A 15,153-nucleotide genomic window follows, 5' to 3' on the forward strand; every position below is an offset into this window, starting at 1 on the left:
CTGTGACGCGTTACACATCACGCCCGGTTTGCACCAGATTATCCGGGCAAACACGCACATTACCTCGCACGCACCCGCGTGATAACACGGACCGCGCTCGCACGTAACCCCGCGCAGCGATGCATTTTTGAATTTCCCTCGGTAAATTCAATCCGCATGACTGCCGCACAAGCAGACCTGCAAATCGACCGCCCGGCGGTGGCGGACGGAGCCGCGCTGTGGCGGATGGCAAGGGACTCGAAGGTCCTCGACCTGAACTCGTCCTACAGCTATCTGCTGTGGTGTCGCGACTTCGCCGCCACGTCGGCCGTCGCGCGCGACGAGCACGGCGAGCCGGTCGGCTTCGTCACCGGTTACGTCCGCCCGGACCGCCCCGGCACCCTGCTCGTCTGGCAGGTGGCGGTGGACGAGGCGCAGCGCGGCCGCGGGCTCGCCGCCGCACTGCTGGACGGGCTGGTCGCGCGGACCGCCCCGGAGCACGTCGAGACCACCATCACGCCGGGCAACACCGCCTCCGAGCGCCTGTTCACGTCGTTCGCCGAGCGCCACGGCGCCCGACTGGAGCGCGAGGTGCTGTTCGACACGGGTCTGTTCCCCGACGGGCCGCACGACCCGGAGGTCCTGTACCGCATCGGCCCCCTGTCTTTCACTCCCGCCGCCTGAAATCCCTCTACGCCACCCCCGTGCAACCCCCACGCAACGAGGAGCGATTCGTCGTGACCATCACCCAGCCCGACCTCAGCGTCTTCGAGACCCTCGAGTCCGAGGTGCGCAGCTACTGCCGCGGCTGGCCCGCCGTCTTCGACCGTGCGCAGGGCAGCCGCATGTACGACGAGGACGGCCACGAGTACCTCGACTTCTTCGCCGGAGCCGGCTCACTGAACTACGGCCACAACAACCCCGTCCTGAAACGGGCGTTGATCGACTACCTGGAGCGGGACGGCGTCACGCACGGTCTCGACATGTCGACCACCGCCAAGCGGGCCTTCCTGGAGTCCTTCCAGAACCTGGTGCTGCGGCCGCGCGACCTGCCGTACAAGGTCATGTTCCCCGGTCCGACGGGCACCAACGCCGTGGAGGCCGCGCTGAAGCTGGCGCGGAAGGTGAAGGGGCGCGAGGCGATCGTGTCCTTCACCAACGCCTTCCACGGCATGTCGCTCGGCTCGCTCGCCGTGACCGGCAACGCCTTCAAGCGGGCCGGCGCGGGCATCCCGCTCGTGCACGGGACGCCGATGCCGTTCGACAACTACTTCGACGGGCAGGTCCCGGACTTCCTCTGGTTCGAGCGACTGCTCGAGGACCAGGGCTCCGGGCTCAACAAGCCCGCCGCGGTGATCGTGGAGACCGTGCAGGGCGAGGGCGGCATCAACGTCGCCCGCCCGGAGTGGCTGCGCGCGCTGTCCGAGCTGTGCAAGCGGCAGGACATGCTGCTCATCGTCGACGACATCCAGATGGGCTGCGGACGGACGGGCGCCTTCTTCTCCTTCGAGGAGGCCGGCATCACGCCCGACATCGTCACCGTGTCCAAGTCCATCAGCGGCTACGGCATGCCCATGTCGCTGTGCCTGTTCAAGCCCGAGCTGGACATCTGGGAGCCGGGCGAGCACAACGGCACCTTCCGCGGCAACAACCCCGCCTTCGTCACGGCCACCGCCACGCTGGAGGCGTACTGGGCGGACGGCTCCGTGATGGAGAAGCAGACCCGCGCCCGGGGCGAGCAGGTCGAGCAGGCGTTCATCTCCATCACCGAGGAGAACCTCGCCGACGTGAAGGAGTACCGGGGCCGCGGGCTCGTGTGGGGCATGGAGTTCCACGACAAGCAGCGCGCCGGGAAGATCGCGCAGCGCGCCTTCGAACTCGGGCTGCTCATCGAGACGTCGGGCCCGGAGAGCGAGGTCGTGAAGCTGCTGCCGGCGCTCACGATCACGCCGGAGGAGCTGGACGCGGGGCTGAGCGTCCTGGCCCGCGCCGTCCGCGAGACCGCCTGACCGTCTGACCGCCTGGCACCTTCGGCGCGACCCATTCAGTACATCCACCTAGGAGGCATCGCACCACCGTGATCGTCCGTTCGTTCAAGGACATCGAAGGCACCGACCGGCACGTGAAGGCCGAGTCGGGCACCTGGGAGAGCAAACGCATCGTCCTCGCCAAGGAGAAGGTCGGCTTCTCGCTGCACGAGACGATCCTGTACGCGGGTACGGAGACGTCGATGTGGTACGCGAACCACGTCGAGGCCGTCGTCTGCGTCGAGGGCGAGGCCGAGCTCACCGACGACGAGACCGGGCAGAAGTACACGATCACGCCCGGGACCATGTACCTGCTCGACGGCCACGAGCGGCACACGATGCGGATCAAGGAGGACTTCCGCTGCATCTGTGTGTTCAACCCGCCCGTGACCGGCCGGGAGGACCACGACGAGAACGGGGTCTACCCGTTGCTCACCGAACCCGAGGAGGTGTGACGTCACCATGACCACCGCTACCAAGATCCCCGATCTCTATCCCAGCCGTGGCGCCATCGAGGTGGCCACCCCGCGCAAGGACCCGGTCGTGTGGTCCGCGCCGGGCACGCCCGGGCCGATCTCCGGCGGCGAGCTCCAGTCGTTCGAGCGGGACGGCTTCCTCGCCATCGACCAGCTCATCAGCCCGGACGAAGTACCCGTCTATCACCGGGAGTTGGAGCGGCTCGTCACGGATCCCGCGATCCGGGCCGACGAGCGTTCCATCGTCGAGCCGAGGACCCAGGAGATCCGCTCCGTCTTCGAGGTGCACCGGATCAGCGAGGTCTTCGCGAACCTCGTGCGCGACGAGCGGGTCGTCGGCCGGGCCCGCCAGATCCTCGGCTCGGACGTGTACGTCCACCAGTCGCGGATCAACGTCAAGCCCGGTTTCGGCGCCAGCGGCTTCTACTGGCACTCCGACTTCGAGACCTGGCACGCCGAGGACGGTCTGCCGAACATGCGCACGGTGTCGGTCTCGATCGCGCTCACGGAGAACTACGACACCAACGGCGGTCTCATGATCATGCCGGGGTCGCATCAGACGTTCCTCGGGTGCGCGGGGGCCACGCCGAAGGACAACTACAAGAAGTCGCTCCAGATGCAGGACGCGGGCACGCCGTCCGACGAGGCGCTGACCGCCATGGCGAGCGAGTACGGCATCAAGTTGTTCACCGGCAAGGCCGGTTCGGCGACCTGGTTCGACTGCAACTGCATGCACGGCTCGGGCGACAACATCACGCCCTTCCCGCGCAGCAACGTCTTCATCGTGTTCAACAGCGTGGAGAACGAGGCCGTCGAGCCGTTCGCGGCTCCGGTGCGGCGTCCGGAGTTCATCGGGGCACGGGACTTCACGCCGGTCAAGTGAGCTGAGCCCTGCCCCTGTGGAGTAAGCCACTTGGAGCGGGCGGTGTCACAGCCAAGCGAGTGACGCCGCCCGCTCCAGCACGTTCCGTACGGCTCCCTCGTCGCCGTTGGTCCCCCGCGGCACCTCGTCGGGTGCGTACCGTCCGCCGACGAGGAGGCAGAAGTCGACGGGATTCAGGGTGAGTTCGGCGCGTACGGGCTCGTCCTCGGAACCCAGCACCCATTCGTCGCCGCCGGTGACCGCGAACAGCACCGGCGGTGCGGTGGGTCCGAGGGACAGGCCGAGGATACGGACGGCCAGCCGGACCAGCTGCCACAGGTGTGCCTCGGGCGGCGGCGGGACGGACAGGCCAAGAGCGCGGCCGATGTCGTCGCTGTGAACCCAGGTCTCGAAGGCCCGTACCAGGAAGTGCTCGGCGACCGGCAGCCGCATCCCCATCAACGTCACGGCGTGGGCGGCCAGTTCGGGGTCGTGCGCCTCGGGGGTGGCCAGCAGCGCGTCCGCCTGCGCCGCCCAGTCGGCGACGGTCTCCTCGGGCGTACGGCCGTACTCGTGGGCGATGACCTCGGCGGTGCGCCGGTTCCAGGCGTCCTCCCAGGGCGTGTCCGCGTCGATGTCCAGAGGCGGCCGTACCTGTGTATCGATGCCCAGTCGGTCGGCCAGTGGCTCGTCGGCGGCGAGGAGGTGGGCGAGGGTCGCGTGGACGTCCCAGTCGTGCACCACCGGGGTGGACCAGCGGCCGGCCGCCTCGGGCAGCAGCGCCTTCAGTCCGGCGACGGCGGCGGCGTAGGGGGCGGCGTGCGCGGCGACACGCGGCGTGGCCCGGCGGGCACGCAGGGCGAGCGGGAGCGTGTCGGCGGCGGGGCGTGCTTGGGGGCCATGGGGGCCATGGGGGCCGTGGGGGTCGTGGGGGCCGTCCATCAGTCGTACCGTCTCCCGCAGCCGTTCCGCCTCCGCCGCGCAGTCCTCGCACTCGGCCAGGTGCAGGGGGACCTTCTTCTCGTCCGCCGGTTCCAGGGCACCGAAGGCCCAGGCGGCCAGCAGGTCCCGTACCTCGTCGTGGTCCTTGGTCATCGCACACCTCCTTCCCCTAGTGCCCGCAGTTCTCGCAGTTCCCGCGGTTTTCGCAGTCCCCTGCTCGCCATCATGCGCCTCTTTCCCACGCCGGATCGGGTGGGTCGGCCAAAGTCTCGGCCAAGGTGCGCAGCGCCGTGCGCAGGCGGGTCTTGGCGGTGCCCTCGGGGATGCCGAGTTCGACGGCGGCCTGCCGGTAGGTGCGGCCCGCGAAGTAGGCGAGGTGGACCACCTCCCGTTGCGGCTGCGGGAGTTCGGCGAGCGCGGAGTGCAGGAGCAGGGACCGTTCCCGGTCGACGACCGCCTCGTCGGGGCCGGGAGCGGCGTCCGGGATCGTGTGCAGCGCGGCGTCGTCGGCGCGGGCGTCCTTGCGGTGCCGGGCCTCGCTGCGCACCCAGTCGACGGCCCGCCGGTGGGCGAGCACGGACAGCCAGGTGCGCAGGGTGCCGCGGCCCGCGTCGAAGGCGTACGGCCTGCTCCACAGCTGGGCGAAGACCTCCTGCGCCACGTCCTCGGCGGCGGCCGGGCTCCGGGTGACGCGCAGGGCGACCCGCCGCACCAGCCCGCCGTACGCCGTGTACACCTCGGCCAGCGCGGACTCGTCGCCGTAGACCAGTCGCCGGTGCAGCTCCGTGTCGGCGGACGGTTCGACGGACGTCTTGCCCGTGGACTCCAACGGCACCACCACCCCTGTGCCCCTTCCTAGCGTCCCCGACGGGTCCGCGCCACCGGTTCAGCCGGACAGGACGTCCAGCAGCCGGTCCACGTCCGCCGTCGTGTTGTAGAGGTGGAAGGAGGCGCGCAGGTTGCCCGCGCGGTTGGAGACCTCGATCCCGGCGCTGCTCAGGTCGGCCTGGCGGTGACCGAGTCCGGGGACGGAGACGATCGCCGAGCCGGGGGCGGGGACCGGTTCGTGCCCGAGGGTGGCGAGGCCCGTACGGAAGCGGTCGGCGAGGGCGAGGTCGTGGGCGTGGATGGCGTCGACGCCGAGTTCCTCGACGAGTTCGAGGGAGCGGCGCAGGCCGGCGTACGAGAAGAGCGCCGGGGGCAGGTCGAAGCGCCGGGCGGAGTGGGCGAGTTCGGTGACGGGTCCGTAGCAGCTGTTCCAGGGGTTCTCCCCCGCCACCCAGCCCGCCAGGATCGGCGTCAGTTCTTCGAAGTCCTCCGGCACGACGAGGAAACCCACCCCGTGCGGTCCGAGCAGCCACTTGTATCCGACGGCGACGGTGTAGTCGTACGCGTCGGCCTCCATCGGCAGCCAGCCGGCGGACTGGGAGACGTCGACGTACGTGCGGGCGCCGTGCTGCCGGGCCGCCTCCCGGAGCGCCGGCAGGTCGGCGATCCGTCCGTCGGCGGACTGCGCGGAGCTGACCGCGACGAGCGCGGTGCCCGGGCGGACGGACTCGGCGATCCGCTCCAGCGGCACGGCCCGCACCTTGAGGTCGCCGCGGGCGTGGAAGGGGTTCACGACGGAGGTGAAGTCGTCCTCGGCGGTGAGGACTTCGGCGCCCGCGGGCAGCGAGGCGGCGACCAGCCCGGTGTGGGCGGCGACCGAGGAGCCCGCCGCCACCCGTCCGGCCGGGACGCCGGCCAGCCGGGCGAAGGCGGCCCGGGCGGTCTCCACGTCGTCGTACAGCGCGTCCAGCGGCCTGCCGTCGGCCCTCATCAGCGCGGCCTCCTGAAGGGCGGCCACGGTGCGGGCGGGCAGCAGGCCGCTGCTCGCGGTGTTCAGGAAGGTGCGCTTCGGGGCGAACTCGGAACGGATCAGGCTCTCGAAGGTCTCCATGTCTTCACTGTGAGGCCCCGACAACCTGTAGTCCATTGCGAATCTTTACGTGAATCCTCTTAGGGATGCTTATACATCCGCCCCCACCTGCGCGGTTCCTCAGTGCTGCGGCACCGCGCACCCGTCGGGACCGCAGGCGTCCGCGTCCCCCTGGTCGATCAGCTGCAGCGGCGGGCGCTCGCCCCATGCCTGCGTCAGTGCCTGCGCGAAGACCTCGGCGGGCTGGGCGCCGGAGACGCCGTACTTGCGGTCGAGGACGAAGAAGGGCACGCCGTTGGCGCCGAGCTCGGCGGCCTCGCGCTCGTCGGCGCGGACCTCGTCGGCGTAGGCGGTGGGGTCTGCGAGCACCCTGTGTACGTCGTCGGCGTCGAGGCCGGCGGCGACGGCCAGCTCGACCAGCCGCTCGTCGCCCTCCGAGTACACGGACCGCTCCTCGGCGAAGTTGGCCTTGTAGAGCCGGGCGAGGAGCTCGTCCTGGCGGCCCTGCTCCTTGGCGAGGTGGAGGAGGCGGTGCATGTCGAAGGTGCTGCCGTGGTCACGGCCGTGGGTGCGGTACTCCAGTCCCTCGGCTGCGGCCTGCGCACCGAGGTTCTCCTCGCCTGCCTGGGCCTGCGCCTCGCTCATGCCGTACTTCTTGGTGAGCATGGTGATCACGGGCTGGATGTCCTGCTTGGCGCGGCCGGGGTCCAGCTCGAAGGACCGGTGCACCACCTCGACCTGCTCGCGGTGCGGGAAGGCCTCCAGCGCCTTCTCGAAGCGGGCCTTGCCCACGTAGCACCAGGGGCAGGCGATGTCCGACCAGATCTCGACGCGCATGTTCTCGGCTTTCTCCAGGGTGTGCGGGGGCGGAGGCTGCCCTCCGGCGAGTGTATGAACGTTCAAGCAGCGTGGTTTCATTCCGCGGGGGCCGGGAGCGGGTGATGCCTGCGGCGGCCTGTGCGGGTGGGGTGGGGGTGCGCGTAGCGCCTTGCGTTGGGTGGTGGGTCGGGGCCGCGCCGGGGGGTGTCCGTCCTCGGAACGGCGCGAAATCGGTCGGCCAGGGAGGTACCGGCGTTGACGCGCCAACCGCTGCGGGCGGACACCCCCCGACACGCCCCCTTCCCGCCGTACGCGAGTGCAGGTGCGTGCGTCCACCTCTCGACCCACCGAGACGGGTCGTGGGCCGAGACCATCCCCCCGCCCCCACCCAACCCGCCGGGGACGCAACCCCGGCGAAGAGGTTTGCCTCTTGACCGACCGAGTCGGGTGGTGGGTGGGCATAGGCCGGGGGTCTGGGGGCGGAGCCCCCAGCAGGCGCCCGCATCCGCGCCGGGTTGCCTTCAAGCGGCGGGGGCTCCCAGGCGGCTGAACTGCGCCCGGTACGCGCTCGGCGTCAGCCCGGTGCGCCGTACCAGGTGCGCCCGCAGCGAGTCGGCCGTGCCGAGGCCGCTGGCGTGGGCCACCTGGTCCATGGGCAGGCCGGTGGTTTCCAGGAGCTCCTTCGCCCGCTCGATGCGCTGGTGGAGCAGCCACTGGAGGGGGCTGACCCCGCTCTCGGCGTGGAAGCGGCGCGTGAGGGTGCGTACGGAGACTCCCGCGTGGCGGGCAAGATCGGTCAGGGTGAGCGGCTTGTCGAGGTTGCGCATGGCCCAGCCGCGGGTGTCGGCGCAGGCGGTGCCGCGCTCGGGCGGCAGCGGGGTCTGCGTGAACTGGGTCTGGCCGCCGGGGCGGACGGGGGCGACCAGGGCGAGGCGGGCGACCTGGTTGGCCGCGGCGGCGCCGTAGTCGGTGCGGATGATGTGCAGGCACAGGTCGATACCGGCGGCGTACCCGGAGGACGTCATGATCCGGCCGTCCTGCACGTAGAGGACGTCGCCGGTGACGTCGACCGCCGGGTAGCGCTCGCGCAGCTCGTCGGCCTGGTTCCAGTACGTGGTGGCCCGGCGGCCGTCCAGCAGACCCGCCTCGGCCAGGACGAACGCGCCGCTGCAGATGGACGCGATCCGCTTGCCCGCGGCGGCGGCCTCGCGCACGGCGGCCACCGTGCGCGGGTCGGGCACGTACCGCTGTCCGGTGCCTACGACGACGGCCATGTCCGCCGCCCGTACCGCCTCCAGCCCGTGCCGTACCTGGAGGTCGAGGCCTCCGGTGGTGGGGACGAGGCCCGGCTCGGGGGCGCAGATGACCACCTCGTAGCCCGGACCGCCGTCGATCTCCACCCGCTCGAAGAGGAGTTCCGGGATGGCCAGGTTGAACATCGAGACGGGCGTCGCCGCGATGACGGCGACACGGCGGGGACCACGCGGACGGGCCATGGCCAGAACCTCCGGACGTGTGGCGTTCAGGCCACTACTGTACGCCGCCGGAGATCAGCAGCATGGAGGGCATGTCGACGAATCACCTCACCGGGAGCGATGAACGCAGGAGTGACAATGGGGAGTTGATGCCCAAGAAACCCTCCCCTGCCCCTTCTCCCTCTCTCACCCTCGCCGCCGCCCTCCTCGGTTTCGCGCTGATCACCCTGGACGCGTCCGTCGTGAACGTGGCGCTGCCGTCCATCGGCTCCGCCCTCGGCGGCGGGATGTCCGGCCTCCAGTGGGTGGTGGACGCCTACACGCTCGCCTTCGCCGCCCTGATGCTGTCCACCGGCGCCTTCTCGGACCGGGCCGGGGCGAGCCGGGCGTACGCGATCGGCATCACGGTGTTCACGCTGGCCTCCGCGGCCTGCGGTCTCGCGCCGACCCTGCCGACGCTGATCGGTGCGCGCGTGCTGCAGGGCGTGGCGGCGGCCGTGGTGCTGCCGGCCTCGCTGGCGCTGGTGCGGCAGGCGTACGGGGATCCCGCGCGGCGGGCGCGTGCGGTGGCCACGTGGGCGGCGGGCGGTGCCGTGGCGGTGGCGCTGGGCCCCGTGGCGGGCGGTGTGCTGACGACCGCCTGGGACTGGCGGGGCATCTTCTTCATCAACCTGCCGCTGGGCGCGGTGGCCCTCGCCCTGCTGGTGCGCGCACCGCGGTCGCAGCGGCGCCCGGCACCCCTCGACCTGCCCGGCCAGCTGACGGCGGTCGTCGCCCTCACGGCGCTGACGTTCGCGGTGATCGAGGGTGGGCGGACGGGTCTGGTGGCCCTGGCGGTGGCCGTCGCGGCAGGCGTGGCCTTCTTCCGCGTCGAGGCACGGCAGCCGCATCCCGTCGTACCGCTCGGCCTGTTCCGCGACCGGGCCGTGTCCGTGGCCGTCGCGGCGGGGGCGGCGTGCAACGTGGCCTTCTACGGCGTGGTGTTCCTCTTCTCCCTCTTCTTCCAGCAGGTCCAGGGCCACTCCGCGCTCTACGCCGGCCTGATGTTCCTGCCGATGACCGGACTGATCGCGGTGACGAACGTACTGTCGGGGAAGCTGGCGGACCGGTACGGGCCGCGGGTGCCGATGCTGGCGGGCCAGGGCCTGGCGGCGGCCGGACTGCTCGTTCTCCTGTACGTCGACAGCGCCACGTCCCCCGCCCTGGTGGCCGCGCTCCTCGTCCCCATGGCGCTCGGCTGCGCCCTCACGGTGCCGCCGCTGACGGCCATGATGCTGGACGCGGTTCCGGCCGAGCGGGCCGGCCTGGCGGCGGGGGTGCTCAACGCGGCGCGGCAGGTGGCCGGAGGGCTCGGCATCGCCGTGTTCGGGGCGCTGGTCTCCGGCGGTTTCGAGGCGGGGATGCGGGTGAGCCTCGGCATCGGCGCGGCCCTGCTCGGGGTGACGGGTGCGCTCAGCTTCCGTCTCGCAGGTCGCGCGGCCAGCTAGGCCGGAACTCGATGTGGTCGTACGTCACCACGCAGCCCTCCCCCATCGGCGACTGCGCCATGAACCCGACCAGGGCCGCCCCGGTCTCCTTCTCGTCCCCCAGCGTGAAGAGCCGGACGAAGGTCCAGCGCTTCCCGTCCCGGGAGGCGTGAAAGGCGAAGGCGCGGCCGGTCCGGCTCACCCGGAGCCAGACGGAACTGCCCTCCACCGTCCAGGCGTTGGCGTCGTCGGAGTGTCCCCGGGTGACCACCGTGCAGACGGTGGGCACATCCGGGGAGAACTCCAGACACAGCTTGGCCCAGGCCCGCTCACCGACATGGACGTACAACGCCCCGGCGTCGAAGGCCCCGCCGAACCCCACGGTGACGCGAGCGATCAGCTGGAAATCCCCTTCGGGGGCACCCAGCAGCCGCGGTGCGTCGGATGCGGGGTCCAGCCCTTCACCGGTGGGCGGCACGAACCGGTCCTGGCGGGGCCCGGCCCACCCGGTGAGGACACCGTCCTCGTGAGACCAGCTGCCGTCCGGCCCGTAGGTACGGAGGGGAAAGGGGAGTTCAGGAATTTCCACGTCCGGTACCTATCATCCCAGGGCAAGTGCACGCCCCCTCAGGGGCGCGGGGAACTGCGCGACCAGCCGCAACCGGCCCGCAGCCCGCGAACAATCGCAACCCCTACGGCGCTACCGTTCCAAACGCCCGTTGAACCGACGAGGCAGCCCCAGCGGATTCTCGTCCCGAAGCTCCGCGGGAAGCAGCGCTGCCGGCGCATTCTGATACGCCACCGGCCGCAGCCACCGCTCGATAGCCGTACCGCCGACAGACGTGGACGTCGACGTCGTGGCCGGGTACGGCCCGCCGTGATGCTGGGCCGGAGCCACGGCAACGCCCGTGGGCCACGCGTTCACCAGCACACGACCGGCAAGCGGTGTCAGCTCCGCCAGGATCTCCGCGCCACGGCCCTCTCCGGCCGCCTCCTCCGTCGACAGATGAACCGTCGCCGTGAGGTTGCCCGGCAGACGGGACAGCACGGCCTGCGCCTCGGCGTCGTCCTCGTAGCGGGCCACGACCGTGACCGGACCGAAGCACTCCTCCAGGAGAAGGTCGTACGCCCCCTCGCTGGCCAGCTTCTCCGCGGCCACCGTCAGGAAGCCCGCGCTCACCGTGTGCTCACCGCCGGCGCCCGGCGTCACCGGCGTGTCGACGTCGGGGAGTTCGGCCCGCTCGGCGACGCCCGCGACGAAGTTGTCCCGCATGCGGTGGTCGAGGAGCACCCCGGCCTCGGTGTCGCTGACGGCGTCGGTCAGGGACTTCAGCAGACGGTCGCCCGACGCACCGGCCGGAGCCAGCACCAGGCCCGGCTTCACGCAGAACTGGCCCACACCCAGCGTCATGGAACCGGCGAGGCCCGCACCGATCGCCTCGGCACGTTCGGCCGCGGCCGCCTCCGTGATCACGACGGGGTTCAGCGAGCCCAGCTCGCCGTGGAACGGGATCGGCACCGGCCGCGCGGCCGCCGCGTCGAAGAGGGCACGTCCGCCCCGGATGGAACCGGTGAAGCCCGCGGCGGTGACCAGCGGGTGCTTGATCAGCTCGATGCCCGCCTCGAAGCCGTGCACGAGGCCGATGACACCTTCGGGGATGCCCTGTGCGGCGGCGGCCCGGCGAAGGACGGACGCGACCAGCTCGGACAGGCCCGGGTGGTCCGGGTGGGCCTTGACGACGACCGGGCAGCCCGCGCCCAGCGCGCTCGCGGTGTCGCCGCCGGCGACCGAGAAGGCGAAGGGGAAGTTGGAGGCCGAGTAGACGGCGACGACGCCGAGCGACACCTTGTAGCGGCGCAGGTCCGGGATCGGCGGGGTCGCGGTGTCGTCGGGGTGGTTGATGACGACGTCGAGGAAGGCGCCCTCGTCGACGATGTCCGCGAAGGCCCGCAGCTGGTAGCAGGTGCGGGCGAGTTCGCCGGTCAGCCGGACCGGGCCGAGCGCGGTCTCGGCGTCGGCGGCCTCGACGAGGTGGTCCTTGGACGCCTCGAGGCCGTCGGCGGCGGCGCGCAGGAACGCCGAGCGGACCGCGCGGTCGGCGAGGGCGCTCCGCGCGGCGTGCGCGGCGCGGACGGTGGTGTCCACCTCCTGGGCTGTGGCCTCCACCGCAACCTGCTCACGCTGCTTCCCGGTTCGGGGGTCGACACTCCAGACTGGTGCTGCTGCCACCGCGGGTCCCTCCACATTGATTTGCTGTCGGCCTATTGCCGCTTATTGCCGCAGTATCTAAGGTCATCCACCAGGTCGTTCGATATGCTGAACGCTGTCTCTGATGATGAATATGCTGTCGGAGACTATTTCCCGTCGAACGAAGGGGTCAAGGGCGATGTCGGCAGCCGAGACAGGCGGCGGGGCGCAGGTCAAGTCCGCGGTACGGACCGTTGAGCTGCTGGAGTACTTCGCCGGACGCCCTGGTATGCACTCCCTCGCGGCGGTCCAGGAGGCCGTCGGGTACCCCAAGTCCAGTCTGTACATGCTACTGCGCACGCTCGTGGAGCTGGGCTGGGTGGAGACGGACGCGACGGGCACGCGGTACGGCATCGGGGTGCGGGCGCTGCTGGTCGGCACCTCGTACATCGACGGCGACGAGGTGGTCGCGGTGGCCCGTCCCACGCTGGACCGGCTGTCGGACGACACGACGGAGACGATCCACCTGGCCCGCCTGGACGGCACGAACGTCGTCTATCTCGCCACCCGCCAGTCGCAGCACTATCTGCGCCCCTTCACCCGGGTCGGCCGCCGGCTGCCCGCGCACTCCACGTCCCTGGGCAAGGCGCTGCTGAGCACCTACTCGGACGAGCAGGTCCGCAAGATGCTGCCCGAGACGCTGCCGGCCCTGACCGAGCACACCATCACCGACCGGGAGAAGCTCATCGAGGAGCTGCACCAGGTGCGGGAGCAGGGCTTCGCGGTGGACCGCGAGGAGAACACCCTGGGGCTGCGCTGCTTCGGCGTGGCGATCCCGTACCGCACTCCCGCGCGCGACGCGATCAGCTGCTCGGTGCCGGTGGCGCGGCTCACGCCCGCGCACGAGCAGATGGTGAAGGACGCCTTGTTCGACGCCCGCGACCGGCTGACACTCGCCACCCGGAGGCTCTGAACCATGCAGGTCGCACTCCGCGACGTCCACGACAGCGACCTGCCGGTCTTCTTCCGGCAGCTCAACGACCCGGAGGCCCTGCGCATGGCGGCCTTCACCCCGCGGGATCCGGCCGACTGGGACGCCTTCGAGGCCCGGTGGAAACAGCAGCGGTTGTCGGCCGTCGTGGTGGCGCGGACCGTCCTCGCGGACGGTGACGTGGTGGGCAGCGCGGCGGTCTACGGGGAGCCGGGCGAGCGCGAAGTGACGTACTGGATCGACCGCACGTACTGGGGCCGGGGCATCGCCACCGCCGCCCTGGGCGATCTGCTGGCCGAGGTACCGGAGCGCCCGCTGTACGCCCGCGCCGCCGCCGACAACGAGGGGTCCCTGCGGGTCCTCACGAAGTGCGGCTTCCGCCTGACCGCGCACGCCACGGGGTACGCGAACGCCCGCGGCGAGGAGATCGACGAGGTCGTGCTGAGGCTGGAGGGCTGAGGGCGGCCGAGCCGTTCCGCGCGGGGGCGGGCTTCATGAACTCCCGATGAGAAATCCGGCGGAAGGGAACGTTCCGCTCGCTCCCGCTCGTCCTTCTGAGCGGGATGAACAAAACGATCAGGCGCGCCTCCGTCTTCACGCTGCTCCTGGTGTTCGCTCTGCTGATCAGGGCGACCTGGGTGCAGTTCTACGACGGCAAGGCGCTCGCGGACGACAAGGACAACCGGCGCAACGCGATCGAGCTGTACAGCGAGCCGCTCGGCGACATCGTCGTGGGCGGAAAGTCGGTCACCGGCTCGGCGCCCACGACCGGCAGCGACCTCAAGTACAAGCGGACGTACACGGACGGCAAGCTGTTCTCGGCCGTCACGGGCTACAGCTCGCAGGTGTACGGGGCGACGCAGTTGGAGGGCATCTACCAGAACCTGCTCGACGGAACGGACACCCGTCTGAAGACCGTGATGGACACGGTCACCGGCAAGCGGGCCGACCCGGGCAACGTGATCACGACGATCGACCCGGCCGTGCAGAAGGCGGCGTACGACGCGCTCGGTGACAAGAAGGGCGCCGCCGTCGCGATCGACCCGGCCACGGGCAAGATCCTCGCGGTCGTCTCCACCCCGTCGTACGACCCGTCGACGCTCGCCACGGGAACCGGCGACGCGTGGACACAGCTGACCAAGGACCCCGAGAAGCCGATGACGAACCGGGCGCTGCGCCAGCCGCTGCCGCCGGGCTCGACGTTCAAGCTGGTCGTCGCGGCGGCCGCGCTGGAGGACGGGCTGTACTCCTCGGTGGACGAGAGGACGGACAGCCCGGACCCGTACCAGCTGCCGCTCTCCACCGACGTGCTGTCCAACGAGAACCCCTCGGCGCCCTGCGAGAACGCCTCGATCCGGGTGGCCCTGCAGTACTCCTGCAACAACGTCTTCGCGAAGATGGCCGTCGACCTGGGCCAGGACAAGGTCCGGGCGCAGGCGGACAAGTTCGGGTTCAACGACGCCTCGCAGGACGTGCCCGTGCGGGCGTACGAGAGCGTGTACCCGAAGGACATGGACAAGGCGCAGACGGCCCTGACCGGCATCGGCCAGTTCGACGTGACGGCGACGCCGCTGCAGATGGCCATGGTGTCGGCGGCCATCGCGAACGGCGGCAAGCTGGTCACCCCGCACATGGTGTCGCAGATCACCGACGGCGGCGGTGACGTCCTGGAGAACTACGACGACAACACGGACACCAAGGAGATCGTCAGCTCCTCCACCGCCGAGCAGTTGCAGTCGGCGATGCAGACGGTCGTCGAGGACGGTACCGGCACGAACGCGCAGATTTCGGGCGCGACGGTGGGCGGCAAGACCGGTACCGCCCAGCACGGCGAGAACAACAGCCAGACGCCGTACGCCTGGTTCACCTCGTATGCCAAGGCCGACGGCAAGGAGGTCGCCGTGGCGGTGGTCGTGGAGCAGTCGAACGCGGCCCGGTCGGAGGTCAGCGGCAACGGGCTGGCCGCGCCGGTGGCCAAGACCGTGATGGAAGCGGCACTGGAGAACTGAG

15 protein-coding genes are annotated in these 15,153 nt (G+C 70.9%); 8 read left to right on the forward strand and 7 right to left on the reverse strand.

Going from position 1 to position 15,153, the window contains the following annotated elements; translation table 11 throughout:
* Window positions 1-156 precede the first annotated feature (156 nt).
* The 4 genes from ectA (at window position 157) to thpD (ending at window position 3,365) form a co-directional block, all read left to right on the forward strand.
* Window positions 157-663, forward strand: a complete 507-nt coding sequence (ectA, locus tag QFZ76_RS13135) for a diaminobutyrate acetyltransferase (protein WP_307673886.1) — start codon at window positions 157-159, stop codon at window positions 661-663.
* Window positions 664-716: 53 nt separating this feature from the next.
* Window positions 717-1,988, forward strand: a complete 1,272-nt coding sequence (gene ectB, locus QFZ76_RS13140; RefSeq protein WP_307673887.1) for a diaminobutyrate--2-oxoglutarate transaminase — start codon at window positions 717-719, stop codon at window positions 1,986-1,988.
* A gap of 68 nt (window positions 1,989-2,056) precedes the next feature.
* Window positions 2,057-2,461 (forward strand): ectoine synthase, encoded by a 405-nt coding sequence (locus tag QFZ76_RS13145; protein ID WP_266441756.1) that lies wholly within the window; start codon window positions 2,057-2,059, stop codon window positions 2,459-2,461.
* A 7-nt stretch (window positions 2,462-2,468) separates the two neighbouring features.
* Window positions 2,469-3,365 carry an ectoine hydroxylase gene (gene thpD, locus QFZ76_RS13150; protein WP_307673888.1) on the forward strand — a complete coding sequence of 299 codons (897 nt, stop codon included), beginning with the start codon at window positions 2,469-2,471 and terminating at the stop codon, window positions 3,363-3,365.
* 45 nt (window positions 3,366-3,410) lie between these two features.
* Here thpD and QFZ76_RS13155 read toward each other — a convergent pair whose 3' ends face one another.
* From QFZ76_RS13155 to QFZ76_RS13175, 5 genes are all read right to left on the reverse strand, one after another.
* A complete protein-coding gene (locus QFZ76_RS13155; protein ID WP_307673889.1) occupies window positions 3,411-4,439 on the reverse strand; it encodes a maleylpyruvate isomerase family mycothiol-dependent enzyme in 1,029 nt (342 codons plus the stop codon).
* Between the two features lie 70 nt (window positions 4,440-4,509).
* Window positions 4,510-5,127, reverse strand: a complete 618-nt coding sequence (locus QFZ76_RS13160; protein ID WP_266441748.1) for an RNA polymerase sigma factor — start codon at window positions 5,125-5,127, stop codon at window positions 4,510-4,512.
* Window positions 5,128-5,172: 45 nt separating this feature from the next.
* Window positions 5,173-6,225 (reverse strand): aminotransferase class V-fold PLP-dependent enzyme, encoded by a 1,053-nt coding sequence (locus QFZ76_RS13165; protein WP_307673890.1) that lies wholly within the window; start codon window positions 6,223-6,225, stop codon window positions 5,173-5,175.
* A 99-nt stretch (window positions 6,226-6,324) separates the two neighbouring features.
* Complete coding sequence (locus QFZ76_RS13170; RefSeq protein ID WP_307680002.1) at window positions 6,325-7,041, reverse strand: DsbA family oxidoreductase; 717 nt, start codon at window positions 7,039-7,041, stop codon at window positions 6,325-6,327.
* A gap of 503 nt (window positions 7,042-7,544) precedes the next feature.
* Window positions 7,545-8,519: a GlxA family transcriptional regulator gene (locus tag QFZ76_RS13175; protein ID WP_307673891.1), complete on the reverse strand. Its 975-nt coding sequence runs from the start codon at window positions 8,517-8,519 to the stop codon at window positions 7,545-7,547.
* A gap of 71 nt (window positions 8,520-8,590) precedes the next feature.
* On the opposite strand from QFZ76_RS13175, the gene QFZ76_RS13180 reads away from it, so the two are divergent.
* The gene (locus QFZ76_RS13180; protein WP_373464292.1) at window positions 8,591-9,985 is read left to right on the forward strand and encodes an MFS transporter; all 1,395 of its coding nucleotides are present in this window, start codon (window positions 8,591-8,593) and stop codon (window positions 9,983-9,985) included.
* On the opposite strand, the gene QFZ76_RS13185 is transcribed toward QFZ76_RS13180, so the two are convergent.
* Both QFZ76_RS13185 and QFZ76_RS13190 read right to left on the reverse strand, forming a co-directional pair.
* Entirely contained in the window at window positions 9,951-10,553 is a 603-nt protein-coding gene (locus tag QFZ76_RS13185) for a DUF1349 domain-containing protein (protein ID WP_307673893.1), read from the reverse strand. The genes QFZ76_RS13180 and QFZ76_RS13185 overlap by 35 nt on opposite strands.
* Before the next feature lie 111 nt (window positions 10,554-10,664).
* Complete coding sequence (locus tag QFZ76_RS13190; protein WP_307673894.1) at window positions 10,665-12,194, reverse strand: aldehyde dehydrogenase (NADP(+)); 1,530 nt, start codon at window positions 12,192-12,194, stop codon at window positions 10,665-10,667.
* A gap of 157 nt (window positions 12,195-12,351) precedes the next feature.
* On the opposite strand from QFZ76_RS13190, the gene QFZ76_RS13195 reads away from it, so the two are divergent.
* The 3 genes from QFZ76_RS13195 to QFZ76_RS13205 all read left to right on the forward strand — a co-directional run bounded on the left by QFZ76_RS13195 (window position 12,352) and on the right by QFZ76_RS13205 (window position 15,152).
* Window positions 12,352-13,125 (forward strand): IclR family transcriptional regulator, encoded by a 774-nt coding sequence (locus tag QFZ76_RS13195; protein WP_266441732.1) that lies wholly within the window; start codon window positions 12,352-12,354, stop codon window positions 13,123-13,125.
* 3 nt (window positions 13,126-13,128) lie between these two features.
* On the forward strand, window positions 13,129-13,602 hold the full coding sequence (locus tag QFZ76_RS13200; protein ID WP_307673895.1) for a GNAT family N-acetyltransferase: 474 nt from the start codon (window positions 13,129-13,131) through the stop codon (window positions 13,600-13,602).
* Between the two features lie 104 nt (window positions 13,603-13,706).
* On the forward strand, window positions 13,707-15,152 hold the full coding sequence (locus QFZ76_RS13205; protein WP_307673896.1) for a penicillin-binding protein 2: 1,446 nt from the start codon (window positions 13,707-13,709) through the stop codon (window positions 15,150-15,152).
* Window position 15,153 lies beyond the last annotated feature (1 nt).

The organism is Streptomyces sp. V4I2 (assembly GCF_030817655.1).
In the GTDB taxonomy this organism is placed as follows: Bacteria; Actinomycetota; Actinomycetes; order Streptomycetales; family Streptomycetaceae; genus Streptomyces; species Streptomyces plumbiresistens.

What these genes read in the sequence shown, in the direction of transcription:
- ectA (WP_307673886.1), top strand. Translation starts at nt 157, where the DNA reads ATGACTGCCGCACAAGCAGACCTGCAAATCGACCGCCCGGCGGTGGCG.
- thpD (WP_307673888.1), top strand. Translation starts at nt 2,469, where the DNA reads ATGACCACCGCTACCAAGATCCCCGATCTCTATCCCAGCCGTGGCGCC.
- QFZ76_RS13155 (WP_307673889.1), bottom strand. Translation starts at nt 4,439, where the DNA reads ATGACCAAGGACCACGACGAGGTACGGGACCTGCTGGCCGCCTGGGCC.
- QFZ76_RS13165 (WP_307673890.1), bottom strand. Translation starts at nt 6,225, where the DNA reads ATGGAGACCTTCGAGAGCCTGATCCGTTCCGAGTTCGCCCCGAAGCGC.
- QFZ76_RS13170 (WP_307680002.1), bottom strand. Translation starts at nt 7,041, where the DNA reads ATGCGCGTCGAGATCTGGTCGGACATCGCCTGCCCCTGGTGCTACGTG.
- QFZ76_RS13175 (WP_307673891.1), bottom strand. Translation starts at nt 8,519, where the DNA reads ATGGCCCGTCCGCGTGGTCCCCGCCGTGTCGCCGTCATCGCGGCGACG.
- QFZ76_RS13180 (WP_373464292.1), top strand. Translation starts at nt 8,591, where the DNA reads ATGTCGACGAATCACCTCACCGGGAGCGATGAACGCAGGAGTGACAAT.
- QFZ76_RS13195 (WP_266441732.1), top strand. Translation starts at nt 12,352, where the DNA reads ATGTCGGCAGCCGAGACAGGCGGCGGGGCGCAGGTCAAGTCCGCGGTA.
- QFZ76_RS13200 (WP_307673895.1), top strand. Translation starts at nt 13,129, where the DNA reads ATGCAGGTCGCACTCCGCGACGTCCACGACAGCGACCTGCCGGTCTTC.
- QFZ76_RS13205 (WP_307673896.1), top strand. Translation starts at nt 13,707, where the DNA reads ATGAACAAAACGATCAGGCGCGCCTCCGTCTTCACGCTGCTCCTGGTG.